The 23,751-nt window shown below is 69.1% G+C and carries 20 protein-coding genes and 1 tRNA gene; 9 read left to right on the forward strand and 12 right to left on the reverse strand.

Features of this window, described 5'->3' with window-relative positions; translation table 11 throughout:
• Positions 1 to 1,396, reverse strand: a 1,396-nt coding sequence (locus WA967_RS09510) for an HNH endonuclease signature motif containing protein (protein ID WP_424421674.1), incomplete at its 3' end; no start/stop codon positions are given.
• Positions 1,397 to 1,640: 244 nt separating this feature from the next.
• On the opposite strand from WA967_RS09510, the gene WA967_RS09515 reads away from it, so the two are divergent.
• On the forward strand, positions 1,641 to 2,315 hold the full coding sequence (locus WA967_RS09515; protein ID WP_424421677.1) for a DsbA family oxidoreductase: 675 nt from the start codon (positions 1,641 to 1,643) through the stop codon (positions 2,313 to 2,315).
• A 24-nt stretch (positions 2,316 to 2,339) separates the two neighbouring features.
• Here WA967_RS09515 and WA967_RS09520 read toward each other — a convergent pair whose 3' ends face one another.
• Positions 2,340 to 2,834 (reverse strand): glutathione peroxidase, encoded by a 495-nt coding sequence (locus WA967_RS09520; protein WP_424421679.1) that lies wholly within the window; start codon positions 2,832 to 2,834, stop codon positions 2,340 to 2,342.
• Positions 2,835 to 2,894: 60 nt separating this feature from the next.
• On the opposite strand from WA967_RS09520, the gene dusB reads away from it, so the two are divergent.
• From dusB to WA967_RS09545, 5 genes are all read left to right on the forward strand, one after another.
• Entirely contained in the window at positions 2,895 to 4,073 is a 1,179-nt protein-coding gene (dusB, locus tag WA967_RS09525; protein ID WP_424421682.1) for a tRNA dihydrouridine synthase DusB, read from the forward strand.
• Positions 4,063 to 5,427, forward strand: coding sequence for a deoxyguanosinetriphosphate triphosphohydrolase (locus WA967_RS09530; RefSeq protein WP_424421685.1), 1,365 nt, complete (start codon positions 4,063 to 4,065; stop codon positions 5,425 to 5,427). The genes dusB and WA967_RS09530 overlap by 11 nt, the downstream gene beginning before the upstream one ends.
• Entirely contained in the window at positions 5,427 to 7,286 is a 1,860-nt protein-coding gene (gene dnaG, locus WA967_RS09535) for a DNA primase (protein ID WP_424421687.1), read from the forward strand. The genes WA967_RS09530 and dnaG overlap by 1 nt, the downstream gene beginning before the upstream one ends.
• Before the next feature lie 34 nt (positions 7,287 to 7,320).
• Complete coding sequence (locus tag WA967_RS09540; RefSeq protein WP_424421690.1) at positions 7,321 to 8,088, forward strand: ATP-binding cassette domain-containing protein; 768 nt, start codon at positions 7,321 to 7,323, stop codon at positions 8,086 to 8,088.
• A gap of 89 nt (positions 8,089 to 8,177) precedes the next feature.
• Positions 8,178 to 8,253 (forward strand) — tRNA-Asn (locus WA967_RS09545).
• Between the two features lie 69 nt (positions 8,254 to 8,322).
• Here the strand turns inward: WA967_RS09545 and WA967_RS09550 are convergent.
• Genes WA967_RS09550 through def form a run of 3 tightly spaced genes read right to left on the reverse strand, consistent with a single transcriptional unit; the run spans position 8,323 to position 10,514 of the window.
• A complete protein-coding gene (locus WA967_RS09550) occupies positions 8,323 to 8,913 on the reverse strand; it encodes a hypothetical protein (RefSeq protein WP_424421692.1) in 591 nt (196 codons plus the stop codon).
• Positions 8,914 to 8,967: 54 nt separating this feature from the next.
• Positions 8,968 to 9,948: a diaminopimelate dehydrogenase gene (locus tag WA967_RS09555; RefSeq protein ID WP_424421695.1), complete on the reverse strand. Its 981-nt coding sequence runs from the start codon at positions 9,946 to 9,948 to the stop codon at positions 8,968 to 8,970.
• Positions 9,948 to 10,514, reverse strand: coding sequence for a peptide deformylase (def, locus tag WA967_RS09560; protein WP_424421698.1), 567 nt, complete (start codon positions 10,512 to 10,514; stop codon positions 9,948 to 9,950). Before def ends, WA967_RS09555 begins: the two co-directional genes overlap by 1 nt.
• 73 nt (positions 10,515 to 10,587) lie before the next feature.
• On the opposite strand from def, the gene WA967_RS09565 reads away from it, so the two are divergent.
• Positions 10,588 to 11,622 carry a DMT family transporter gene (locus tag WA967_RS09565; protein WP_424421700.1) on the forward strand — a complete coding sequence of 345 codons (1,035 nt, stop codon included), beginning with the start codon at positions 10,588 to 10,590 and terminating at the stop codon, positions 11,620 to 11,622.
• Positions 11,623 to 11,633: 11 nt separating this feature from the next.
• Here WA967_RS09565 and pgl read toward each other — a convergent pair whose 3' ends face one another.
• Genes pgl through tkt form a run of 6 tightly spaced genes read right to left on the reverse strand, consistent with a single transcriptional unit; the run spans position 11,634 to position 19,786 of the window.
• Positions 11,634 to 12,416 carry a 6-phosphogluconolactonase gene (gene pgl, locus WA967_RS09570; protein ID WP_424421702.1) on the reverse strand — a complete coding sequence of 261 codons (783 nt, stop codon included), beginning with the start codon at positions 12,414 to 12,416 and terminating at the stop codon, positions 11,634 to 11,636.
• A 1-nt stretch (position 12,417) separates the two neighbouring features.
• Positions 12,418 to 13,353: a glucose-6-phosphate dehydrogenase assembly protein OpcA gene (locus WA967_RS09575; RefSeq protein WP_424421704.1), complete on the reverse strand. Its 936-nt coding sequence runs from the start codon at positions 13,351 to 13,353 to the stop codon at positions 12,418 to 12,420.
• On the reverse strand, positions 13,350 to 14,897 hold the full coding sequence (gene zwf / locus WA967_RS09580; RefSeq protein ID WP_424421706.1) for a glucose-6-phosphate dehydrogenase: 1,548 nt from the start codon (positions 14,895 to 14,897) through the stop codon (positions 13,350 to 13,352). Before zwf ends, WA967_RS09575 begins: the two co-directional genes overlap by 4 nt.
• Positions 14,898 to 14,943: 46 nt before the next feature.
• The gene (locus WA967_RS09585) at positions 14,944 to 16,551 is read right to left on the reverse strand and encodes a glucose-6-phosphate isomerase (RefSeq protein WP_424421709.1); all 1,608 of its coding nucleotides are present in this window, start codon (positions 16,549 to 16,551) and stop codon (positions 14,944 to 14,946) included.
• On the reverse strand, positions 16,548 to 17,660 hold the full coding sequence (gene tal, locus WA967_RS09590; protein WP_424421712.1) for a transaldolase: 1,113 nt from the start codon (positions 17,658 to 17,660) through the stop codon (positions 16,548 to 16,550). The genes WA967_RS09585 and tal overlap by 4 nt, the downstream gene beginning before the upstream one ends.
• Positions 17,657 to 19,786, reverse strand: coding sequence for a transketolase (tkt, locus tag WA967_RS09595; RefSeq protein WP_424421715.1), 2,130 nt, complete (start codon positions 19,784 to 19,786; stop codon positions 17,657 to 17,659). The genes tal and tkt overlap by 4 nt, the downstream gene beginning before the upstream one ends.
• Before the next feature lie 194 nt (positions 19,787 to 19,980).
• On the opposite strand from tkt, the gene WA967_RS09600 reads away from it, so the two are divergent.
• A complete protein-coding gene (locus WA967_RS09600) occupies positions 19,981 to 20,937 on the forward strand; it encodes a heme o synthase (RefSeq protein WP_424421717.1) in 957 nt (318 codons plus the stop codon).
• A gap of 13 nt (positions 20,938 to 20,950) precedes the next feature.
• On the opposite strand, the gene WA967_RS09605 is transcribed toward WA967_RS09600, so the two are convergent.
• On the reverse strand, positions 20,951 to 22,096 hold the full coding sequence (locus WA967_RS09605; protein ID WP_424421719.1) for a COX15/CtaA family protein: 1,146 nt from the start codon (positions 22,094 to 22,096) through the stop codon (positions 20,951 to 20,953).
• Positions 22,097 to 22,331: 235 nt separating this feature from the next.
• On the opposite strand from WA967_RS09605, the gene sufB reads away from it, so the two are divergent.
• The gene (gene sufB / locus WA967_RS09610) at positions 22,332 to 23,750 is read left to right on the forward strand and encodes a Fe-S cluster assembly protein SufB (RefSeq protein ID WP_424421721.1); all 1,419 of its coding nucleotides are present in this window, start codon (positions 22,332 to 22,334) and stop codon (positions 23,748 to 23,750) included.
• The last annotated feature ends 1 nt before the right edge of the window (position 23,751 follow it).

The raw sequence follows: 23,751 nt of genomic DNA on the forward strand, positions 1-23,751 counted from the left end.
AGTCCGGGTTCTGGCGTGCTTTCCACCGGTATTGGTCGGGGATGTCGGGGTGTTTGAGTGCGTGGTGCGTCAAGCAGAGATGCGCGAGGTTGCCGAGCGACGTCGTGCCGCCTTTGGCCCAGTCGTGAGTGTGGTCGATCTGCGTGCGGTGGACGGGCATCCGGCATCCAGGAAAGCGGCAGTGCTGGTCTCGGGCCTGCAGGAATCTGGTCATGGCGGTGGTGGGGCGGTAGGTGTCGGTGCGGGTGACGAAGCCGTCGGGGTCCATCCACAGGCGGTTCCAGATAGTCGCGGTGCCGGCGAAGGCGCGGGCGGTGTCGGGGTGGACGATGCCTTCCCCGTCGAGCTGCGCGGGGCGGTCGTTCATCCCTGCGAGGGTGGTCGCGTCGATGGTGACATTCACGTGCGCGGCGACGTGGTCCAACCCGTCGCCGAAGACCTCTGACGGATCGGTGCTCAGGAGCAGGTCGGTGAGCAGCTCAGCGCGGATCTGGTCGGTGCCGCGGGCGTCGTCGGGGATCTGGATGATCTCAGGCCCCGCCTCGAGGGCGCGGGCGACGAGATCGTCCCACGCATCCAGCGCCTGGGGTGTTTCGGCGGGGTCGGGCTGATCGTCGGCGACGGGTTCGGTGAAGGGGTCGACGGTGAAGACGTCGCCGTCGGCGGTGATGATCTGCACGGACCGGTCAGCCTCGGCCAGGAAGTCCTCGTCCACCGGGAGCGTGGGGTGCCGGTCCTCACCGTGCTGCTTCTGGTGCCGTGCCATCGTCGTGAGCCGGTCCATGATGGCCTCGGCCCGGTGCGTGGGCAGCAGCGCCTGCAGCAGGGACAGCTCGTCGGTGACTGGGCGGATCTTCACGTACTGCTCGGACAGGGCATCCTGGTGCCGTTCGGTCACGGTCCTGGGGGCGAGGGCTGCGGCCAGTTCCCGTGCGTGTGCGCGGGCGCGGGCGGGGGCTTCGGTCTCGGCGAACTCGAGGGCCGCGGCCTCGTAGAGGCCGAGCAGGTGGGGTTCGATCTGCCCGGTGCCGATGGCCTCCTGCACGGGAGAGGCCGCCTCGAGGATCTGCCGGACATGCGCCGGTGTGATGCTCCCCGCCTCGAACGCGTCCCGTACGCCCGGGAACGACACCCGCAGGGCGCGCGCGTCGGCGAACGCGTGCTCCACCGAGCCTTTCGCCATCCGCCCCGCCGCCGTGAACTCCGCGACCATGGACCGCTCGATCGCATTGCGGTGCATCGGGGACTCCGACACCGCCGCGTCCAGCAATTCGAGCCGGTCCGCCAGAAGCGACGACGCTCGCGCCTCCAACCGGGCGATCTCACGCCGCGTCTGCACCCACTCCGCAAGCACCTCGGCCTCGCGGTCGAGGCGGTGCTGAGCGGAGTTGAGCATGCCTCCAGTATAGAACAAAGGTTCGATATTGGGAAGGGTGCCATGACGAATATCGGATGCCTGTGCAACCGGCATCCGACCCTTCGACAAGCTCAGGGCCCCCGTGCGGCGCATGCGCGCGGAGGTGTGCCTCGGTGTCGCAAAGCATCACAGCATGGGCTCGCTATCGCCGTCTGACAGCGCCCTGTGCGAGAGAACATTACCGGAACGGAATACGCCGGCCGCGGCGCCTGTTGCCTTAAGCGTGAGCGAACCCATCTCCATCGACATCTGGTCCGACATCGCGTGCCCGTGGTGCTACATCGGCAAGCGCAACCTCGAGGCCGGGCTGGCAGCCACGGCGGACGACGAGGACGCCCCGCAGGTGAACATCACGTTCCACTCCTTCGAGCTCTCGCCCGACACGCCCGTCGACTTCGACGGCGACGAACTGGACTTCCTCGCCGGTCACAAGGGCATGGCCCGCGAGCAGGTCGAGCAGATGCTCTCGCACGTCACGAACGTCGCCGCCGGCGCCGGGCTGCAGTACCGCTTCGACCTGCTGCAGCACACCAACACTGTCAAGGCGCACGAGCTGCTGCACTTCGCCAAGGCGAAGGGCCGGCAGCACGAGATGGAGGAGCGGCTGATGGCCGCGTACTTCACCGAGGGCAGGCACGTCGGCCGCATCGATGACCTGGTCGCGCTGGCCGAAGAGGTGGGGCTGGATGCCGGCGAAGTCCGCTCCGCGCTGGAGTCCGCCGAGTACCTGCCCGCCGTCCGCGCCGACCAGGAGCAGGCCCGCGCCTACGGCATCAACGGCGTGCCGTTCTTCGTGATCGACGGTCAGTACGGCGTCAGCGGCGCGCAGCCGCCGGCGGCGTTCGAGAACGTCATCCGCGACGTCTGGTCGCAGAAGAACGCCGCCGCGGCGGAGTGATCCTGATCGTCTGAGTGCTGCCGCTCAGCGCGAGAGCGCGTCCTCGATCGCGGCGACGATCTCGGGGGAGTCCGGCTTCTGCTTCGGGCGGAATCTCTGCACGGAGCCGTCCGCGCGCACCAGGAACTTCTCGAAGTTCCACTCCACCCGACCGGCCTTGCCACCGGCATCCGTGGTCTCCTTGAGCGCCTTGAACAGCTCGTGCGCGTTGCGGCCGTTGACCTTGACCTTCTCGTTGATGGGGAACGTGACGCCGTAGGTGGTCGAGCAGAACTCCAGGATCTGCTCCATCGATCCGGGCTCCTGGCCCATGAACTGGTTGCACGGGAAGCCGATCACCGAGAACCCCCGATCGCCGTACTCCTTCTGCAACTGCTCGAGCTGCTCGTACTGTGGGGTGTTGCCGCACCGGGATGCCACGTTCACGACGAGCATCACGTCGGAGCCGTAGTCGTCGAGCGTCTTCTGCGCGCCCGTCGCGTCGGTGAAGGGGATCTGCCTGAGCGCCTGATCGGTCATATCCACAGCCTAGATCCGCTGAGCCCGGGAGGGGCCCCAGTCTGGGAGAATGGAGGGGTCATGACTCTCGCCACGCCCACCAGCCCGCCCGCCCAGGCCGCACCCGCCCTGCGCATCGGTCCCATCGACCTCGACATCCCGGTCGTCCTCGCACCCATGGCGGGCATCACCAACACGGCGTTCCGTCGGCTGTGCCGTGAGTACGGGGCCGGGCTCTACGTCAGCGAGATGATCACGTCGCGCGCGCTCGTGGAGCGCAACGCCATCACCATGCGGCTCATCCAGCACCACCCCAGCGAGGACATCCGCTCCGTCCAGCTCTACGGCGTCGACCCCGTGACCATCTCCGAAGCGGTGCGCATCATCGTCGCAGAGGACCGCGCCGACCACATCGACCTGAACTTCGGATGCCCGGTGCCCAAGGTCACCCGCAAGGGCGGCGGCGCCGCGCTGCCGTGGAAGACCTCACTCTTCGCCGACATCGTCTCCCGTGCCGTGAAGGCCGCGGGCGACGTGCCGCTGACGGTCAAGATGCGCAAGGGCATCAACAAGGACCACCTCACCTTCCTCGACGCAGGCCGCGCGGCAGAGGATGCCGGCGCCGCAGCCGTCGCGCTGCACGCGCGCACGGCATCCGAGTACTACTCCGGTCACTCCGACTGGAGCGCCATCGGCGAGCTCAAGCAGGCTGTCACCAGCATCCCGGTGCTGGGCAACGGCGACATCTGGTCGGCCGACGACGCCAAGCGGATGATGGCAGAGACCGGCTGCGACGGCGTCGTCGTGGGGCGCGGATGCCTGGGCCGGCCGTGGCTGTTCGGCGAGCTCTCCGACGCACTGGCCCCGGGCCTGGCGCCCCGGCCCGAGGTCGACGCCACTCTGCAGTTCGTCGCGAACGCGTTCCGGCGCCACGCCGAGCTGCTGGTGGAGTTCTTCGAGGACGAGGACCGCGGGTGCAAGGACGTGCGCAAGCACGTGGCCTGGTACTTCAAGGGCTACCCCGTCGGCGGCGAACTGCGCGGCGCCCTCGCGCGGGCATCGTCGCTGGCCGAGATCGACGACCTGCTGGGCACGCTCGGCGATGCGCCCTACCCCGGAGCGGGTGCGGAGGGACAGCGCGGGCGGGCGGGTACGCCGAAGCGCACGGTGCTGCCGGAGGGATGGCTCGACTCCCGCGAGATCGGCGCGGGTGACGGCGACATGATGCGCGAGGCGGAGGTGGAGAACAGTGGCGGCTGACCCGGGCTATTCGGAACGCGACTCCGAGCGCTTCGTCTCCGAGACCCACCGCTCCGAGCGCAACGACTTCTCCCGCGACCGCGCGCGCGTGCTGCACTCCGCGGCTCTGCGACGCCTGGCTGCCAAGACGCAGGTGCTCAGCCCGGCATCCACTGCCGACTTCGCCCGCAACCGCCTCACGCACTCGCTCGAGGTCGCGCAGGTCGGCCGCGAGCTGGCGACGGCGCTGGGTGTCTCGGAGGATGTCGTGGATACGGCGTGCCTGAGCCACGACCTCGGGCATCCGCCGTTCGGGCACAACGGCGAGCGCGCGCTCAACGACTGGGCGTCCGACATCGGCGGATTCGAGGGCAACGCGCAGTCGCTGCGCATCCTCACCCGTCTCGAGGCCAAGGTGCTGGACGAAGACGGCCGTTCCGTGGGCCTGAACCTCACCCGCGCCAGCCTCGATGCAACCTGCAAGTACCCGTGGACGGTCGACAACCCGCTGCCCGACCCGGGTGGCAGGCTGAAGTTCGGCGTCTACCCCGAGGACGAGCCGGTCTTCCGCTGGATGCGCGAGAGCGCCCCGGGGCGGCTGCGCTGCATCGAGGCGGAGATCATGGATCTCTCCGACGACATCGGCTACTCCGTGCACGACTTCGAGGACGCCATCGTCAACGGCTACCTCGACGTGGCCCAGCTCTCCGACCCGATCGAGCATCACCCGCTCGTGGGCCGCATCCAGCAGTGGGTGGGGTACGACTACACCCGCGAGGAGCTGGCCGACGCGCTGTACCGGCTGACCCGCCAGCCGATGTGGCTGAAGACGTTCGACCGCTCCCGCCGCGACCTGGCGCGCCTGAAGAACCTCACCAGCGACCTGATCGGGCGCTTCGCCCGGGCATCCGTCGCCGCCACGCGCGACGCTCACCCCGGTCCGCAGCTGGCCCGCTATGCCGGTCACGTGGTCGTGCCGCGGGTCGTGGAGACCGAGATCGCGGTGCTCAAGGGAATCATGGGCCAGGCCATCGTCACCATCGATGCGCGCAAGGGCGTGTACAAGGAGCAGCGCAAGGTGCTCACGCGACTGGCCGACGCACTGTGGTCCACGGATGCCCTGTGGTCGGCGGGCGCCGATGTGCTCGAGCCCGCCTTCACCGCCGACTTCCTCGACGCGGCCACAGACGCCGAGCGCGCCCGCGTGGTCGTCGACCAGGTGGCGAGCCTGACGGATCAGACCGCCGTCGACTGGCACAACCGCCTGGTCGGCGAGATCGACCCCGCCGAAGTGGGCATCTGGAGCCCCCGCAGTGCCCGTACCGGCGTGCGCCACCGTCCCGCACCACGGACGGCCGTCGAGAGCGTCGTCTGATGCCCCGCATCCTGCAGGCCGACGTCGAAGAGGTCAAGTCGCGCACCAACATCGCCGACATCGTCGGCGAGCGCGTCGCGCTGAAGTCCGCCGGCGTCGGATCGATGAAGGGGCTCTGCCCCTTCCACGACGAGAAGAGCCCCAGCTTCCACGTGCGCCCGCAGGTGGGCTTCTACCACTGCTTCGGATGCGGTGCCTCCGGCGACGTGTACTCATTCCTGCGCGAGATGGATCACGTCAGCTTCACCGAGGCCGTCGAGCGCCTCGCGGGCCGGATCGGCTTCGCGCTGCACTACGAGGACGGCGGCGCGGCGCCGGAGACCAGCGGCCGCAGTCGGCTCTACGCGGCCAACACGGCCGCCGCCGAGTACTTCCGCAGTCAGCTGCTGAGCCCGGAGGCCGAAAGCGCCCGCAGGTTCCTCGGTGAGCGCGGGTTCGACGCGGGCGCCGCCGCCCACTTCGGTGTCGGATACGCGCCCAAGGGCTGGGAGAACCTGACCAAGGCGCTCACCGCTCAGGGCTTCACCCGCGAGGAGCTGACCAACGCCGGGCTCGTCTCGGCAGGCCAGCGCGGGGTGTACGACCGCTTCCGCGGCAGGGTCATCTGGCCCATCCGCGACGTCACCGGACAGACCATCGGCTTCGGCGCCCGCCGGCTGTATGACGACGACAAGGGCCCCAAGTACCTCAACACCCCCGAGACGCCGCTGTACAAGAAGACGCAGGTGCTCTACGGGCTCGACCTCGCCAAGCGCGACATCGCCCGCGGAGACCCGCGGCGGGTGGTCGTGGTCGAGGGCTACACCGACGTGATGGCCTGCCACCTGGCCGGCGTGACGACCGCGATCGCCACCTGCGGCACGGCGTTCGGCGCCGAGCACATCAAGGTGCTGCGTCGCGTGATGGGCGACGACTCCGCGGCGGGCGAGGTGGTGTTCACGTTCGACGGCGACGAGCCGGGCCAGAAGGCCGCCCTGCGCGCGTTCTCGGAGGATTCCCGCTTCACCGCGCAGACGTTCGTCGCTGTCGCACCGGACAATCTCGACCCCTGCGATCTGCGCCTGCAGCGCGGGGATGCCGCCGTGCGCGGCCTCATGGATGCCAAGGTGCCGATGTTCGAGTTCGTCATCGACCGCAAGCTCGCCGGTTACGACCTGGCGACGGTCGAAGGGCAGGTCGGGGCGCTGCGCGCCGCCGCGCCTATCGTGGCGGTCATCCGCGACGAGCTGCTGCGTCCCGGCTACGAACGCGTTCTCGCACGTCGGCTGGGCATGGACCCCACCGCCGTGCACCACGAGGTCATGCGCGCGGCGCGGGGCGCGGCATCCGCTCCCGAGCATCGCCATGAGACGCGACCGACGGCGGATGCCGGGGGAGAGGCGCCCGTGATGCGGGTGCGGCTCGCCGACCTGCCCCGCACGGCGGATGTCGCGCTCGAGCGCGACGCGCTGATGGGCATGCTGCAGTACGGGCACCGCATCGACCAGCCGCTGCTGGAGCGCGCCGCGTCGCAGCAGTTCCGGCATCCCGGTCTGGACGCCGTGCGCGAGTCCGTCGCGGCAGTGGTCGACCGCACGAGGGTCGGCTGGGCGGCCGCGGCCGCGGATGCCGTGCGCGAGCCGTTCCGCAGCCTGGCCGGCGAATTGCTGATGATGCCGTTCCCCGCCAAGGACGAGGAGCGCGCGGTGGCCTCCGCGACCGACCTGTGCCGTGGCCTGATCCTGCGGTCCATCGACCATGAGAAGAATGAGCTGCTGGGCGCCGTGCAGCGTGTGCTGGCGGACTCCGACGGCGGGCGCGCGCTGAGAGTGCGCCTGCGGGATCTGGACCTGGAACGGCAGCGATTCCTCGAGTCGTGACGCGCCGACGCGCAGGTCAGGGCAGGATGGAACCATGTCTGCCGCCCACGATGCCGCCATCGAGTGCTCCGATCTCGTCATCGACAGGATCGGCCACGGCGGCGTGACCAGAGCCGTGGACGGTGTGACGTTCACGCTGCGACCGGGCGAGCTGATGTGCGTGGGCGGTGCCACGGGTTCGGGCAAGTCCAGTCTCGTCACGGCACTGGCCGGCTTCGCGGACTCGTCTCTGAAGGTCGCCGGCGGGCGCGCCCACGTGTGCGGAGTCGATGCGCGGCGCCCAGGCCGGCGCAGGAAGATCCTGACCGCGCTCACCGGCTACATCCCGCAGGCAGCGGGCGCGAACCTCCCTCCGCGCCTCACCGTGGGCGAAGTGATCGCCGAGCCCGTCGTCACGCGGTCGAAGAAGGTCAATGCCAAGAACCTGGCTGTGCGGGTCGCCTCACTGCTGGACGAACTCCACCTGCCGATCGGCGCGGCCGACAGATTCCCCTACGAACTGAGCGCGGGGATGCGCCAGCGGGTGGCCATCGCCCGGGCGTTCATGCTGGAGCCGCGGGTGCTCATCGCCGACGAGCCGCTCGCCAATCTGGACCTCGAGGTGCGTCCGGTGGTCTTCGCCGCGATCACCCGACGCCGGTCGGAGCAGTCCATGGCCGCGCTGCTGGTCACCAACGACGCGGCGTTCATCCGCGAGCTCGACGCGGACACGCTGATCCTGCGCGGCGGTCACGTGGTGGCGCGCGGCGTCGGCCGAGACCTGCTGTGGTCGCCCAATTCCGAGGCTGATGCCGCACGCTGAGTGCGCCACGCCCGGGCGGTCCGCTGTGTTCGGGAGCGCCCGTCGAGTTTGCTAAGCTTGAGGAGTTGCCCGCGCAGCGGGGGACATGATCCTCGGTAGCTCAATTGGCAGAGCAGCCGGCTGTTAACCGGCAGGTTCTTGGTTCGAGTCCAAGCCGGGGAGCCAACCCCATCGAAGCCCCGTCCCTGTGACGGGGCTTCGTCGTCGTGGGGCGGAGTACGTGTCGACGTCGGCTCAGTAGTCCGGATGCACCACGTCCAGCTCGGGCCAGGTCGCCGGCACGAGGCGCTCGACGGGCCGGTCCAGCTCGATGTCCAGCAGTATCACGTAGGGTGCGTTGAAGTTCATGATGCGGGTGACCAGGCCCAGCCGGGTGTCGACCACCAGGGCACTCAGCATCGAGGGATCCATGCCGTGTTCGAAGGTCGCCAGGACGGAATGCGTGCCGATGTGACGGAGAAGGACGGGCCAGAAGCCGTGCTCGTGCTGTCCCCACCAGGGCAGGTGGTCGAAGAAGACCGGCTCCAGTGCGGGTGGCGTCCCCTGGTGTGCGGCGAGCTGAAGGCCTGCCGGCACGCCGTCGCGGAATGTCCGGCCGTCGCGGTGCTCGGAGCTCCTGTGCTGTCCGTCCTCTCGCCGAGTGAGCATCCACCACTGTCCAGCGGGCAGATCGACCTCGATGCGGCACTGACGGATGACATCGCGCTCCTGCACGAGCACGCGGGCATGGAACCGCTGAATGGTGACCAGCCGTCGCACCTCCGCGAGCGCGGCGGGCGCATCGGCACGAGTCAGAACGCGGTCGTAGATGTCTGCCGAGGTCATGGATTCAGGCTATCGACGGAGGTCGGATGCGTCGGGGGGCTCCGCCCGCCGAACTCAGAGCAGTTCGGCGCGCAGCTGCTCGCCGGACTTGGGGGAGAGCAGCGCCGGGGCGATGTCGAACGGGGTCTTCGCGCCGTGGTCGCCGGATGCCGCCAGTCGAGCAGCGGCGCGAGCGTAGGCCACCAGCACGCTGGCGGTGAACTCGGGGTTGGAGTCCAGCGCCAGACGGAACTCCACGGTCTGGGCGGTGCCGTCCGAGGTCATCCCGCTGCGGATCACGAAGCCGCCGTGCGGGGCGCCGGCGTGGTCGCGGGCCAGCTGATCGGCAGTGATGAAGTGCACGGTCGTGTCGTAGGGCTCGAAGTAGTCCGGCATCGTCACGATGGCCTCGCGCACGGCATCCGGGTCCGCGCCGTCCTCGAGCACCACGAAGCACTCCCTGGTGTGCTTGTCGCGAGTGGTCAGCTCCGGCTGCTCGCCGGCGCGCACGCGCGAGATCGCATCCTCGGAGGGGATCGTGTACTGCACACCGCCCGCGACGCCGGGAACCCGTCTGATGGCATCCGAGTGCCCCTGGCTGAGCCCGCGGCCCCAGAATGTGTACGTGGTGCCCTGCGGCAGGATCGCCTCGCCGTACAGCCGCTGCAGCGAGAACAGGCCCGGGTCCCAGCCCGTGGAGATGATGGCTGTCGTCCCTGCGGCCCTGGCTGCGGCATCCACTGCGGCGAAATGCTCGGGGATCCGCGGGTGCGTGTCGAAGCTGTCCACGATGCTGAAGGATGCGGCCAACGCGGGGCTCTGCCCGGGCAGGTCGCTCTTGGATCCGCCGCACAGGATCAGGACGTCGATCTCGTCGCGCAGACCGGCGATGTCATCGACGCGTCGCACCGCCGTCGACGGGGAGAGGGGAGTCACGGATGCCGGGTCGCGGCGCGTGAACACGCCCACCAGCGTCAGATCGGGGTTCAGTGCGATCGCGCGCTCGACGCCGCGGCCGAGGTTGCCGTAGCCGACGATTCCGATGCGGATGCTCATCATGCCTCCAGGTCGTCGACGCCGGGCAACCAGCTCGCGCCGCCCCGGCTCCACCCGCGCTTGCGCGCGATCTTCTGCACGGTCTTCCAGTCGCCGTCGTCCAGTCTGTCGACGTACAGGATGCCGTCGAGGTGGTCGAACTCGTGCTGCATGATGCGCGCGCGCCAGCCGTCCACCTCGATGCGCACGCGCTCGCCCTCGAGGTTCATGCCGGTCACCATCACGCGATCCGACCGGCGGAGCGGGAACCGCTCGCCGGGGAAGGACAGGCATCCCTCGGACTCCTCGTCGGGATCGGGATGCCCGGGTTCCGGCGGGGTCATCCACAGCACGGGGTTGATGATCTCGCCCCGCCACGGCTGATCGTCGTCGTCGACGTAGGTGTACACGTAGATGCGCAGCGGCACACCCACCTGGGGGGCTGCGAGCCCCACGCCGGGTGCGGCATCCATGGTCTCGTACATGTCTGCGACGAGCGCGCGGATCTCATCGGTGATCTCATCGACCTCGGATGCGGGGGAGTGCAGCACGGGGTCGCCCATGATGCGGATCGGAAGAACAGCCACGTCACAACCCTACTGGGCGGCCTCCGCCGGATAGGGTGGGACGGTGCATCATGGGGTGGAGTTCGCAGCGGGGATGAGCGATCAGCTGATCGGCGTGTTCCAGAACCCGGCCCTACTGCTGGGCATCCCTCTGGCACTGGCCGGAGCCGTCTTCATGTCGCTGGGCGCGCAGTACCAGCACCGCGGCGTGGAGAAGGTCGAGCGCATCAGCGGCACCGAGGGCAACGAGGGCCTGAACGCCGCTCAGATCAAGGGCCTGCTGACGCGGCCGTCCTGGCTCATCGGCACGCTCATGCTGGGCATGGCCGTGATCTGCCAGCTCAGCGCCATGTCCATCGCGCCGCTCATCGTCGTGCAGCCGCTGGGGGCGGTGGCGCTCGTGGTGACCACGCTGCTGAACGCGCGGGTCTCCGGGCACACGCCCACCAGACGGTCGCTCATCGCCATCGGCAGCTGCCTGGGCGGCATCTTCCTGTTCGTCGGCCTGGCTGCGTTCTACGCCGTCGAGCGCCCGATCGGCGACACCGACCTGTTCACGATCCTCGCGATCCTGCTCGTCGTCATCATCGTGCTGGGCGCCTGCTGGCTGATCCTGCGCCACCGCATGCGCGCCCTGTTCTACGTCACCGGCGCCGGCATCCTGTACGGTTTCGTGGCCACGCTCGCGAAGGCCGTCATCAGCCGCATCCAGAACAGCGACTTCGACTGGCTCACCGTCGTGTGCGTGATCGCCCTGATCGCCGCAGCCGCCGTCGGCGCGTACTTCGTGCAGACCGCGTACAGCTCGGGACCGCCCGATCTTGTGATCGCCGGCCTCACCGTCATCGATCCGATCGTCGCCGTCATCATCGGCGCGCTGATCCTGGGCGAGGCGTCCGAGGCGCCGCTGGCCGTCGTCATCCTGTTCGTCGTGGCCGGTGCGGTCGCCGTGTTCGGCGTCTTCGGCCTCGCGAAGTATCACCCGCAGGTGCTCAGCGAGAGCCAGGAGCTCGGCATCGTGCGCGGGAGCCGGGGAGCGGATGCCGGTGAAGCCGGACGACCGGACGCCGGGGGACCGGAGGCCGGGAGACCGGACGACGCTTCGACGGGCTCAGCGCCCCAGGAGTGAGGGCGGAGAGCTCAGTAGTCGCGGTCGATGAGTTCGGGCGCCACCTCGGCGGCCGCGGCCTCGTCGACGAAGAACACCGTGCGACGGCGACCCTTCGCCCCGGCTGCGGGCACGCTGGCGTAGCTGGCGCCCGCCAGCGCCAGGCCGAGCGCGGAGGCCTTGTCTGCGCCGGTCAGCACGAGCCACACCCGCTTGGCGGAGTTCAGCACAGGCCGCGTCAGCGTGATCCGCTCGGGCGGCGGCTTGGGCGAGTTGCGCACCGGCAGCGCCGCGGCATCCGTCACCGTCACCTCGGGACGATCCGGGAACAGCGACGCGATGTGTCCGTCCGGACCGACACCCAGGAAGCAGACCGCGAACGACGGCCAGGCGCCGTGCGACGAGCTGAACCGGGCGAGCTCCGCCGCGTATGCCGCGGCGGCCTCCTCCAGCGACAGGCCGTCGGATGGCGCGGCGGTCTCGTGGATGTTCTCGGGCGGGATCGGCAGCGCGTCCAGAAGCGCCTTCCGCGACTGCAGCGAGTTGCGATCGGGGTCGTCGCGCTCGACGAAGCGCTCGTCACCCCACCAGAAGTGCACCAGTGACCAATCGATCGTGCTGATGCGCTCATCGGACGCGGCGGCAGCCAGCACCGCGCCGCCCATTGATCCGCCGGTCAGACAGATGTGGGCGAGGCGGCCGTTGCGGGTGCGCGCGATGACGCGGGTGAGGAATCGATCGGCGACATGCGCGGCCAGCGCCGCCGGTGTCGGTTCGACGACGACCGTCTTGATCGATCCCTGCACCGTCGCCATGTCATGCTCCCTTGTCTGCCGGTCCGAGCCGTTCCCAGCCCTCGGTGATGACCCGACCGTACAGCAGATCGGCGTCGAGCCGCCGCAGCTCCTCAGCGAGGCACTCGCGCAGGGTGCGCCGCGGCAGATGCAGCTCGTGGTCGGGCTGGCCCGGCTGGGTCAGCACCGCGACGCTGGGCGTCGGGCGCTCCAGCAGGATGTCGCCGCTGGGGCGGGTGAGTCGCACCGACTTGATGCCCTCCTGCCAGTGGTCGGGATCCTCGTACGACCAGCTGACCGGCACGTCCAGTGCCATGCGCAGCCACGCGGCCAGCAGCGCGGTGGAGGGAGACGCCGCGGCGCCGCGCACCTCTACGGCCGTGACGTTCTCGTACGGCGGCTGGTCCAGCACGGCGGCCAGCTGCTCGCGCCAGTGCGTGAGGCGGGTCCAGGCCAGGTCCGTGTCACCGGGAGCGTGCGTCTTGCCGAGCAGCGCCAGCCGGTCGCGCACATCGGGTGAGGTGGCGGCGTCGGTGATGCGACGCTGCGCGATGCGGCCGAGCGGCGAGTTCGCGGCATCCGTCGGCGCCTCTTCGGGCCACCACGCGACGACCGGGGCGTCGGGCAGCAGCAGGCCCGTGACCAGGCTCTCCGCGTTGCTGGCGGCGTCGCCGAAGGCGCGCAGCACGACCACCTCGCTGGCACCCGCATCACCGCCCACGCGGATCTGCGCGTCCAGGTGCGATTCGCCCTCGCCGGTGATCAGCACGATCACGCGCATCGGGTGCTCGCGGGAGGCGTCGTTGGCGGCGTCGATGGCCTGCTCGGCGACGCCGTTGTGCGCGACGATCAGCAGCGTGAGCACGCGGCCGAGGGCGACCGCGCCGCCCTCCTCGCGCACCTTCACGAGCTGCTTGGCGACCTGGCTGGTCGTGGTGTCGGGAAGGTCGATGATCATGGGCGTCTCCAGACTCGTCCGTCGCGGGCCAGCAGGGCATCAGCGGATGCCGGGCCCCAGGATCCGGGTGCGTACTGCTCCAGCGGGGCGTGCAGCGATGCCCAGTACTTCTCGACCGGGTCGAGGATCCTCCAGGACAGCTCCACCTCCTCGTGCCGCGGGAACAGCGGCGGGTCGCCCAGCAGCACGTCCAGGATCAATCGTTCGTATGCCTCAGGGCTGGCCTCCGTGAAAGCATGGCCGTAGCCGAAGTCCATCGTCACGTCGCGCACGTTCGCTCCGCTGCCCGGCACCTTGGAGCCGAAGCGGATCGTGACGCCCTCGTCGGGCTGCACGCGGATGACCAGGGCGTTCTGGCCGAGTTCGGCCTGCGCTCCTCCGAACAGGTGCTCGGGCGCGCGCTTGAACACGACCGCGATCTCGGTCACACGGCGTCCCAGTCGCTTGCCGGTGCGCAGGTAGAACGGCACGCCCGCCCAGCGGCGCGTGGCGATCTCGAGCTTGATCGCGGCGTAGGTCTCGGTGGTCGAGGCCGGCGCCATGCCGTCCTCTTCGAGGAACCCGTTGACGCGTTCCCCGCCCTGCCAGCCGCCGGCGTACTGCCCGCGCGCGGTCGACTGGGAGAGGTCGGCGGGCAGCCGCACCGCCTCCAGCACCTTCTCCTTCTCGGCGCGCAGGTGGTCGGCCGACATGCTGATCGGCTCCTCCATCGCGGTGAGTGCGAGCAGCTGCAGCAGGTGGTTCTGAATGACGTCGCGTGCTGCGCCGATGCCGTCGTAGTAGCCGGCGCGGCCGCCCACGCCGATGTCCTCGGCCATCGTGATCTGCACGTGGTCGACGTAGTTGCGGTTCCACAGCGGCTCGTACAGCTCGTTGGCGAAGCGCAGCGCCAGGATGTTCTGCACCGTCTCCTTGCCGAGGTAGTGGTCGATGCGGAAGATGGAGTCGGCGGGGAACGCGGCCTCCAGCGCCTTGTTGAGGGCTCGGGCGGTGTCGAGGTCGGAGCCGAACGGCTTCTCGATCACCACTCGGCGCCAGTGGGTGTGGTCCTCGTTCTGCTCGCCGACCAGGCCCGACTCGCGCAGCTGGCGCGCCACGACGGGGAACATCTTCGGTGGGATCGACAGGTAGTAGGCGTGGTTGCCCATCGTGCCGCGTTCCACGTCGAGCTTCTCGACGGTCTCGCGCAGGCGCGCAAAGGCCTCGGGGTCGTCGAAGGCGCCCTGCACGAACCGGATGCCCTGCAGCAGCTGCTGCCAGGTCTCCTCGCGGAACTCCGTGCGCGCGTGCTGCTTGACGGCGTCGTAGACGACCTGGGCGAAGTCCTGGTCCTCCCAATCGCGGCGGGCGAAGCCCACCAGCGCGAAGCCGGGTGGCAGCAGACCCCGGTTGGCCAGGTCGTAGACGGCGGGCATGAGCTTCTTGCGCGACAGGTCGCCGGTCACACCGAAGATCACCAGTGCGCTGGGACCTGCGATGCGATTGAGGCGGCGATCATCGGGATCGCGGAGCGGGTTGTGTCCGCGAGAGATGGATGCGGTCATCGGTGGTGGATATCTCCAGATCTGGGAATCACTGTTGTGTGAAGAATCACTGTGTTGCGGTGAAGAGGGTGAGCACGTCGTCCACGGCATCCGTGACGGTGAACGAGACGACGGGGCGGCCGTGAGCGGCCAGGACAGCGGCGTCTCCGGCGGCCTGCGCCTGGATCAGCTCGCCGAACGTGAAGGGGCGGCCGGGGATCTCCAGATCCACATCGGTGCGCTCGAGGATCTGCAGGAAGACTCCTTGCGCGGGACCGCCCTTGTGGTACTGGCCGGTGGAATGCAGGAAACGCGGACCCCAGCCGAACGTGGTGGGCCGGCCGGAGTCGGCGGCGGCCAGCTCGCGCAGGCCTTGCAGCTGCTCGAGGTCCAGCCGGTTCGCGTAGGCCTGGATGGACACGTACCCGTCGCCGGCCAGCGTCGCCCAGAGCGCGTCGAGGACGCCCGCGAGAGTCCCGGATTCCGCGAGCACGGGGTCACTGACACGCACCTCGACGCCGTCCTGAACGAAGGCCGGCGCGGGCGGCTGGGGCCGGGTGTCCAGCAGCGCGCGCGTGGCGGCCTTCGCGGACTCGACATCGGGCTGGTCGAAGGGATTGATCCCCAGCAGACGTCCGGCGATGGCGGTGGCGTGCTCCCACAGCAGGAACAGCGCCCCCAGATCGCCGCTGACCAGGATCTCTCCGGGATACCGGTCGCGCAGGTGGAATGCGTCGGCGTAGTCGTCCACGAGTCGCACGACCTGCAGATCGGTCGGGCGCGTCTCGAGTTCGGGGGAGACCGGCAGCATCACGACGGGCAGGATGCCGGTGCCGTTCTTGCCGGTGGACTCCGCCAGCAGCTGCTCGATCCAGTCGCCGAGGCCCTCGACACGGGTGCCGTCGGCGACGATGGCGAGCTTGTCACGACGGGGCTCGGCCCCGGCGATCGCGGCTGCGAGCCGCAGCGCCGGGTTGTCGGGATCGTCGATGGCGAACTCCAGCAGAGACGCCTCGGCCTCGCTGAGCAGCTGGGCGATGTCGACGCCTGCCAGTCCTGCCGGCACCAGACCGAAGGCGGTGAGTGCCGAATAGCGCCCGCCCACGTTCGGGTCCGCGCGGAACACGCGATAGCCGGCCGCGGTCGCGGAGGCGTCCAAGGGGGAGTTCGGATCGGTGACGACCACGATGTGCGCGGCGGGGTCGATGCCGAGATCGGCGAACGCGGTCTCGAAGGCACGGCGATACGAGTCGGTCTCGACGGTCGTGCCCGACTTCGAGGAGACGACGAGCACGGTGCGCGCGAGATCCGCATCCAGGGCCGCCAGCACCTGTGCAGGCGCCGTGGAGTCCAGCACCGTCAGCTCTACGCCGGCGGTGGCGGCGATCACCTCCGGCGCCAGTGACGACCCGCCCATGCCGGAGAGCACGACGCGGTCGATGCCGACTGCGCGCAGTTCCTCTCGCAGCGCGAGGATCTCGGCGACGAGCGGATCCGAGGGGGAGACCGGAGTCACCCAGCCGAGTCGCACGGCGGCATCCGCTTCGGCTTCCGGTCCCCACAGCGTGGTGTCGCCTGCGGTGACACGTGACGCGACGAGGTCGGTGACGAGAGCGGGCATGAGCCGCTCCACCGCGTCCCTCGCGGACTGCGTCACGTGCACCGAGACGGTCATCGCGCGGCTTCCAGCCCCTTGGTGACCATGTCCAGCAGGCCGTGCCAGGAGTCGATGAACTTGGTGACGCCCTCGTCCTCGAGCACCTGGGTCACGTCGTCGAAGTCGATGCCGACGGCCTTCAGGTCGTCGAACACCCGGTGCGACTCGGCGTAGGTCGTCGTCACGGTGTCGCCGGTGACGACGCCGTGGTCGAACGTCGCCTCCATGGTCTTCTCAGGCATGGTGTTGACCACACCGGGTGCGACCAGGCCCGTCACGTACAGCGTGTCGGGCAGCGCCGGGTCCTTGACGCCCGTGGACGCCCACAGCGGGCGCTGCAGGGTGGCGCCGGCGGCGAGAAGCGCCTTGGCGCGGTCGCCCGCGAAGGTCTTCTCGTACAGCTCGTACGCCAGGCGCGCGTTGGCCAGGCCTGCCTTGCTCTTCAGAGCCGCGGCCGCATCGGTGCCGATCGCGGCCAGGCGCTTGTCGGTCTCGGTGTCGACGCGCGAGACGAAGAACGACGCCACCGAGTGGATGGTGGACAGGTCGATGCCGGCGGCCTTGGCCTTCTCCAGGCCCGACAGGTAGGCGTCGATGACCTCGGCGTAGCGCTGCAGGCTGAAGATGAGCGTGACGTTGATGCTGATGCCCGCAGCGATACCGGCCTCGATGGCGCCCAGTCCCGCCTTGGTCGCGGGGATCTTGACCAGCAGGTTCTCGCGGCCGACGCGCTCCCACAGCTCCTTCGTCTGCGCGATGGTGCCCGCGGTGTCGTGGGCGAGGTCGGGGGAGACCTCGATGGAGACGCGGCCATCGACGTGGTTCGTCGCGTCGTAGACGGGGCGGAACACGTCCAGCGCGTCGCGGACGTCCTGCGTGGTGGCGGCGAAGACGGCATCCACGGCGGATGCGCCGGCCTGCGCCAGCTCGTGCACCTGGGCGTCGTACGAGGTGTCGTCGGGGTTGGTGATCGAGTTGGCGAAGATCGTCGGGTTGGTGGTGACGCCGACGACGTTACGGGTCTCGATCAGCTCCTTCAGGTTGCCCGAGTGGATGCGGGTGCGGGACAGGTCGTCCAGCCAGATGCTGACGCCTGCGGCGGAGAGGTCTTCGGTGGGGGTGCTCATGCGTTCTCCTCGGTGCTGGATGCTGCTGCCGCTCCCGCGGCTGCGATGGACTCGCGCGCCGCCTGGGCGACGGCCTCGGCGGTGATGCCGAACTTCTGGAACAGGGTCTTGTAGTCGGCCGATGCGCCGAAGTGATCGATGCCGATCGAACGGCCGCGGTCGCCCACGATGCCGCGCCAGCTGAGCACCGATCCCGCCTCGACGGAGACGCGTGCGGTGACGGACGCCGGCAGCACCGACTCGCGGTACGCCTCGTCCTGCTCGGCGAACCACTCCAGCGACGGAGCGGACACCACGCGGGCGTTCACTCCCTCGGCGGCCAGCGCCTCGCGGGCCGCGACAGCCAGCTGGACCTCGGAGCCGGTGCCGATGAGGATGACATCGGGCGTGCCGTTCGGGGCCTCGGCCAGCACGTACGCGCCCTTGGCGGTGTTGTCCGCTGCCGCGAACACGTCACCGGACGCCGCGCCCTCGCCACGGGCGAAGGTGGGTACGTTCTGGCGGGTGAGCGCCAGGCCGGTCGGGCCGCCGTGGCGCCGCAGGATCTCCAGCCAGGCGGCCGAGGTCTCGTTGCCGTCAGCCGGACGCACCACCGTGAAGTTCGGGATGGCGCGCAGCGTGGCGATCTGCTCGATCGGCTGGTGCGTGGGGCCGTCCTCGCCGAGCGCGATGGAGTCGTGCGTCCACACGAAGATGCTGGGGATGTCCATCAGAGCCGCCAGACGCACGGCGGGGCGCATGTAGTCGCTGAAGATCAGGAACGTGCCGCCGAAGGCACGGGTCCTGCCGTGCAGCGTGATGCCGTTGAGGATCGAGCCCATGGCGTGCTCGCGGATACCGAAGTGCAGCACCCGGCCGTAGGGGCTGCCCTTCCATTCATGCGTGGACCAGGTCTCCGGGATGAACGAGGGCGCGCCGGAGATGGTGGTGTTGTTGGAGCCCGCCAGGTCGGCGGATCCGCCCCACAGCTCGGGGAGCTCGGCGGCCAGCGCGTTGATGACCTTGCCGGATGCCGCGCGGGTCGACGACTCGGTGCCGCCCTCGAACACGGGGAGCGCCTTCTCGATGCCCTCAGGCAGGACACCGGCCTCCAGACGGTCCAGCAGTGCCTTGCGCTCGGGGTTCGCTGCGGCCCAGGCGTCGAACGACTCCTGCCAGGCGGCACGCGCCTCGGCGGCGCGAGCGCCCAGCTCGCGCGTGTGCGCGATGACGGCGTCCTCCACGACGAAGGACTTCTCAGGGTCGAAGCCGAGCACCTTCTTGGTGTCGGCCACCTCGTCGGCGCCCAGGGCGCTGCCGTGCACGGACTCGGTGCCCGACTTGTTGGGCGCCGGCCAGCCGATGATGGTCTTCAGGATGATCAGCGACGGCTTGGAGGTCTCTGCCTGCGCCTGCGTGATCGCGTCGTTGAGCTCGGACACGTCCTCGACGTAGTGACCGGTGCGACGCCAGTCGACCTCCTGAACCTGCCAGCCGTACGCCTCGTAGCGGGCGCGGACATCCTCCGTGAACGCCACATCGGTGTCGCCCTCGATGGAGATCTGGTTGGAGTCGTAGATCGCGATGAGGTTGCCCAGCTGCTGGTGACCGGCCAGCGAGGACGCCTCGCTGGTGACGCCCTCCTGCAGGTCTCCGTCGCCGGCGATCACGTAGACGAAGTGGTCGAAGGGGCTGGTGCCGGCCGCGGCATCCGGGTCGAACAGGCCGCGCTCGTAGCGAGCGGCGTAGGCGAAGCCGACGGCCGATGCGAGGCCCTGGCCCAGGGGACCGGTGGTGATCTCGATGCCCTTGGTGTGGCGGTACTCGGGGTGACCGGGCGTCAGGGAGCCCCACGTGCGCAGCGCCTCGAGGTCCTTCAGCTCCAGGCCGAAGCCGCCGAGGTAGAGCTCGATGTACTGGGTGAGAGAGGAGTGCCCCACCGACAGGATGAACCGGTCGCGGCCGAGCCAGTCGACATCCGCCGGATCGTGGCGCATCACGCGCTGGTACAGCAGGTAGGCGACAGGGGCGAGGCTCATCGCCGTCCCGGGGTGGCCGTTGCCGACCTTCTGCACAGCATCCGCCGCGAGGACACGTGCCGTGTCCACCGCCCGACGGTCGATCTCATCCCATACAAGCTCTGCCACGGTCATACTCCTTCTGACACATTCGGAGGCGCCCGTATTCCTGCGCGTCCGCGTCGTCACGGAAGAAGTATGCACAGCGCAATGGGCACGCGAGTGGTTTCAGCATACTCGTGAGGATTCCCGTGCCGACGGCGCATTTCGTCATGATCCGGCGCCTCGTCCGCGCGTCCTTCGGACACGCCGGACGCCATAGGATGGAGGGAGTGTCCCTGAACGCCCAGAAGGAGGGGATCGCGATCTCTTCGACATCGCAGACCGCCCGCGCAGACCACTCGCTCGGTCAGAAGATCCGCGGATACTTCGTCCTCACGAAGCCCCGCGTCATGGAGCTGCTGCTGGTCTCCACCGTGCCGGTCATGTTCCTCGCGGCCGAAGGCGTGCCCAACCTGTGGCTCGTGTTCGCCACCGTCGCCGGTGGCGCCATGAGCGCCGGCTCCGCGGCATCCTTCAACATGTATCTGGACCGCGACATCGACGTGCACATGAAGCGCACCTCGAACCGCCCGCTGGTCACCGGTGAGGTCTCGCCGCGCGGCGCGCTGGTCTTCTCGTGGACGCTGGCCGTGGTGTCCACTGTCTGGCTTCTGGTATTCACGAACTGGCTGGCGGCCACGCTGTCGGTCATCGCCATCTTCTTCTACGTCGTCATCTACACGATGATCCTCAAGCGCCGCACCGAGCAGAACATCATCTGGGGCGGCATCGCCGGCTGCTTCCCGGTGCTCATCGGCTGGACGGCTGTCACCGGCTCGCTGGACTGGCCGCCGTTCGTGCTGTTCGTGCTGATCTTCCTGTGGACGCCGCCGCACTACTGGCCGCTTTCCATGCGGTACAAGCACGACTACGACGACGTGCACGTGCCCATGCTGGGCGTCACCCGTCCGGCCCACCAGGTGGGCCTGCAGGTCATCCTGTACGCATGGGCCACAGTGGCCTGCTCGCTGCTGCTGGTGCCGGTCGGGCACATGGGCATCGTGTACACGGCATCCGCCCTGGTGTTCGGCGGGTGGTTCATCTACGAGTCGCACCGCCTGTACAACCGGGCGCTGCGCGGCACGGAGCCGGCGCCCATGCGCGTCTTCCACGCGTCCATCACGTACCTCACGCTGATCTTCGTGTCCGTCGCGATCGACCCGCTCCTGCCGTTCTGACGCTTCGACAGGCTCAGCGACCCAGTTGCTGGGCCCCTGAGCCTGTCGAAGGGTCGGCCCAGCCCTGGGCGGGCCGCTTGAGCCTCGTGACCAGCACCGTGTAGGCCGCCGCTGACAGCGAGGCGAGGATCATGTGGATGCCGACGGCGATGGCGGGCAACCCGGTGCGGGCCTGGAGCACTCCTACACCCACCTGCACGAGGATCGCGACGATCAGCACCAGCGTCCAGTTCCGCGGCGCGAGCTTGAGGATCCACGCCGACACCGCGAGCGTCAGCACGAGCACCGCGAGGATGTAGCCGGGCCAGGAGTGCACGTGCGCGAGGAACGTGGCGTCGAACCCGTGCCGCTGGATGTTCGCGTCGCCGGAGTGCGGGCCGGAGCCCGTGGTCAGCACGCCGAACAGGATCGTCAGGGCCAGGAAGAAGCCGGTGGCGTGCGTGAGACCGGCGAACCAGCCGGGCACGACGCTCGCGCGCGGCCCCGGCGCCGTGTCCAGCCGCACGATGTACAGCGCCGTGACGCACACCAGCAGCAGCGAGACGGCGTAGTGGAAGCCCACGATGAACGGGTTCAGGTCGCTGATCACGGCGAAGCCGCCGACGACGGCCTGCGCCATCACGCCCACCAGCACCAGCCAGGCCAGCACGGCCAGGTGGCGGCGCTGGGCGGTCTGGCGCAGCGAGTCCGCCATGCCCACGATCACCGCCAGCAGCAGAGCCGCCGACATCAGCGCCGCGGAGGCGACGATGCCCAGGGCGGATGCTGCGGCGTACACGCCGATGGCCACCACGATGCCGCCCAGCGCGAACCACACCGCGCGGATCACCAGGCGGTGTCCGCTGAGGGCGTGCAGCGTGAGCATCACCACGGCCAGGGCCAGCAGGCCCACCACGCCGGTCATGGTGCGGTTGCCGAACTCGATGGCGCCGTGGATGCCCTGGATCTCCAGGATCGGGGTCAGTGACTCCGGCGTGCACAGCGGCCAGTCCGAGCATCCGAGTCCGGATCCGGTCAGGCGCACGGCGCCGCCGGTGCCGATGATGAGGATCTCCGCGATGAACGACAGCCACGCGAAGACGCGCAGCGGGCGGCCGAGCGTCACCTCGCGGGGAGCTGTGGGGGAGACGGAGTCGGTCAGGGCGGTGCTACCGGGCATGGGTCCTCCGGTACCGTTCGGCGGACGGTTGCGGCCCGTCCGCGAGGCGGAACCTGTAGAATCGGGATTGCTGTGATGGACGCGCGGATTCATGCGCCCACCACACACAGTTTAGGCGCGATGCGAGCGCCGAATGATGGGGCCCACCAGCGGCATCCGATCTCCGCAGACTCGACGGGGATCAGGTGTGTCGGGGCGGATGACACCGTTGCGGCCCGTTTGAGGAGAGTGTGTGATGTCGGATGTTCTGATCGACCGCCCGGAACTGGATGGACTGGGGGTGTACGAATTCGGCTGGCACGATCCCGACGCCGCCGGAGCGAGCGCGAAACGCGGTCTCAACGAGAAGGTCGTCCGCGACATCTCGGCGCTGAAGGCTGAACCGGAGTGGATGCTGAAGAACCGCCTGAAGGGCCTGGCGCTGTTCGACCGGAAGCCGATGCCCACGTGGGGCGCCGACCTCAGCGACATCGACTTCGACAACATCAAGTACTTCGTGCGCTCCACGGAGCAGCAGGTCACGTCGTGGGAGGACCTCCCCGATGAGATCAAGGAGACCTACGAGCGCATCGGCATCCCCGAGGCCGAGCGTCAGCGACTGGTCGCCGGCGTCACCGCGCAGTACGAGTCCGAGGTCGTGTACCGGCAGATCCGCTCCGACCTCGAGGAGCAGGGTGTCATCTTCATGGACACCGACACCGCGCTGCGCGAGCACCCCGAGTTCTTCGAGGAGTACTACGGCACCGTGATCCCCGCAGGCGACAACAAGTTCGCCGCGCTGAACACGGCCGTCTGGTCGGGCGGATCGTTCGTGTACGTGCCCAAGGGCGTGCACGTCGAGATCCCGCTGCAGGCGTACTTCCGCATCAACACCGAGAACATGGGCCAGTTCGAGCGGACCCTGATCATCGCGGACGAGGACAGCTACGTGCATTACATCGAGGGCTGCACGGCCCCGGTGTACAAGTCGGACTCGCTGCACTCGGCCGTCGTCGAGATCATCGTGAAGAAGAACGCCCGCGTTCGCTACACGACGATCCAGAACTGGTCCAACAACGTGTACAACCTCGTCACCAAGCGCGCCATCGCCCATGAGGGCGCGACGATGGAGTGGGTCGATGGCAACATCGGCTCCAAGGTCACCATGAAGTACCCGTCGATCTACCTGATGGGCGAGCACGCCAAGGGCGAGACCCTGTCGGTCGCCTTCGCGGGCCCCGGCCAGCACCAGGACGCGGGCGCCAAGATGGTGCACTTCGCACCTCACACGCAGTCGTCGATCGTCTCCAAGTCGATCGCCCGTGGCGGCGGACGATCCGGCTACCGCGGCGAGGTCCGCGTGGAACCGACCGCGCACCACTCGTCCAACTCCGTGGTCTGCGACGCCCTGCTGGTCGACACGCAGTCCCGATCCGACACGTACCCGTCGATCGACATCCGTGTCGACGATGTCAAGCTCGGCCATGAGGCGACGGTCTCGAAGGTCAGCGCGGAGCAGCTCTTCTACCTGCAGTCGCGCGGCATCGAGGAGACCGAGGCCATGGCCATGATCGTGCGCGGCTTCATCGAGCCGATCGCCCGCGAGCTGCCCATGGAGTACGCGATGGAATTGAACAAGCTCATCGAGATGGGCATGGAAGGCAGTGTCGGCTGAG

It is taken from the genome of Microbacterium sp., assembly GCF_049650565.1.
Taxonomy (GTDB): domain Bacteria; phylum Actinomycetota; class Actinomycetes; order Actinomycetales; family Microbacteriaceae; genus Microbacterium.

What these genes read in the sequence shown, in the direction of transcription:
- WA967_RS09520 (WP_424421679.1), bottom strand. Translation starts at nt 2,834, where the DNA reads ATGACCGATCAGGCGCTCAGGCAGATCCCCTTCACCGACGCGACGGGC.
- tal (WP_424421712.1), bottom strand. Translation starts at nt 17,660, where the DNA reads ATGAGCACCCCCACCGAAGACCTCTCCGCCGCAGGCGTCAGCATCTGG.
- WA967_RS09555 (WP_424421695.1), bottom strand. Translation starts at nt 9,948, where the DNA reads ATGAGCATCCGCATCGGAATCGTCGGCTACGGCAACCTCGGCCGCGGC.
- sufB (WP_424421721.1), top strand. Translation starts at nt 22,332, where the DNA reads ATGTCGGATGTTCTGATCGACCGCCCGGAACTGGATGGACTGGGGGTG.
- WA967_RS09575 (WP_424421704.1), bottom strand. Translation starts at nt 13,353, where the DNA reads ATGATCATCGACCTTCCCGACACCACGACCAGCCAGGTCGCCAAGCAG.
- WA967_RS09565 (WP_424421700.1), top strand. Translation starts at nt 10,588, where the DNA reads ATGAGCGATCAGCTGATCGGCGTGTTCCAGAACCCGGCCCTACTGCTG.
- zwf (WP_424421706.1), bottom strand. Translation starts at nt 14,897, where the DNA reads ATGACCGCATCCATCTCTCGCGGACACAACCCGCTCCGCGATCCCGAT.
- pgl (WP_424421702.1), bottom strand. Translation starts at nt 12,416, where the DNA reads ATGGCGACGGTGCAGGGATCGATCAAGACGGTCGTCGTCGAACCGACA.
- WA967_RS09605 (WP_424421719.1), bottom strand. Translation starts at nt 22,096, where the DNA reads ATGCCCGGTAGCACCGCCCTGACCGACTCCGTCTCCCCCACAGCTCCC.
- WA967_RS09540 (WP_424421690.1), top strand. Translation starts at nt 7,321, where the DNA reads ATGTCTGCCGCCCACGATGCCGCCATCGAGTGCTCCGATCTCGTCATC.
- WA967_RS09600 (WP_424421717.1), top strand. Translation starts at nt 19,981, where the DNA reads ATGGAGGGAGTGTCCCTGAACGCCCAGAAGGAGGGGATCGCGATCTCT.
- WA967_RS09550 (WP_424421692.1), bottom strand. Translation starts at nt 8,913, where the DNA reads ATGACCTCGGCAGACATCTACGACCGCGTTCTGACTCGTGCCGATGCG.
- dnaG (WP_424421687.1), top strand. Translation starts at nt 5,427, where the DNA reads ATGCCCCGCATCCTGCAGGCCGACGTCGAAGAGGTCAAGTCGCGCACC.
- WA967_RS09585 (WP_424421709.1), bottom strand. Translation starts at nt 16,551, where the DNA reads ATGACCGTCTCGGTGCACGTGACGCAGTCCGCGAGGGACGCGGTGGAG.
- dusB (WP_424421682.1), top strand. Translation starts at nt 2,895, where the DNA reads ATGACTCTCGCCACGCCCACCAGCCCGCCCGCCCAGGCCGCACCCGCC.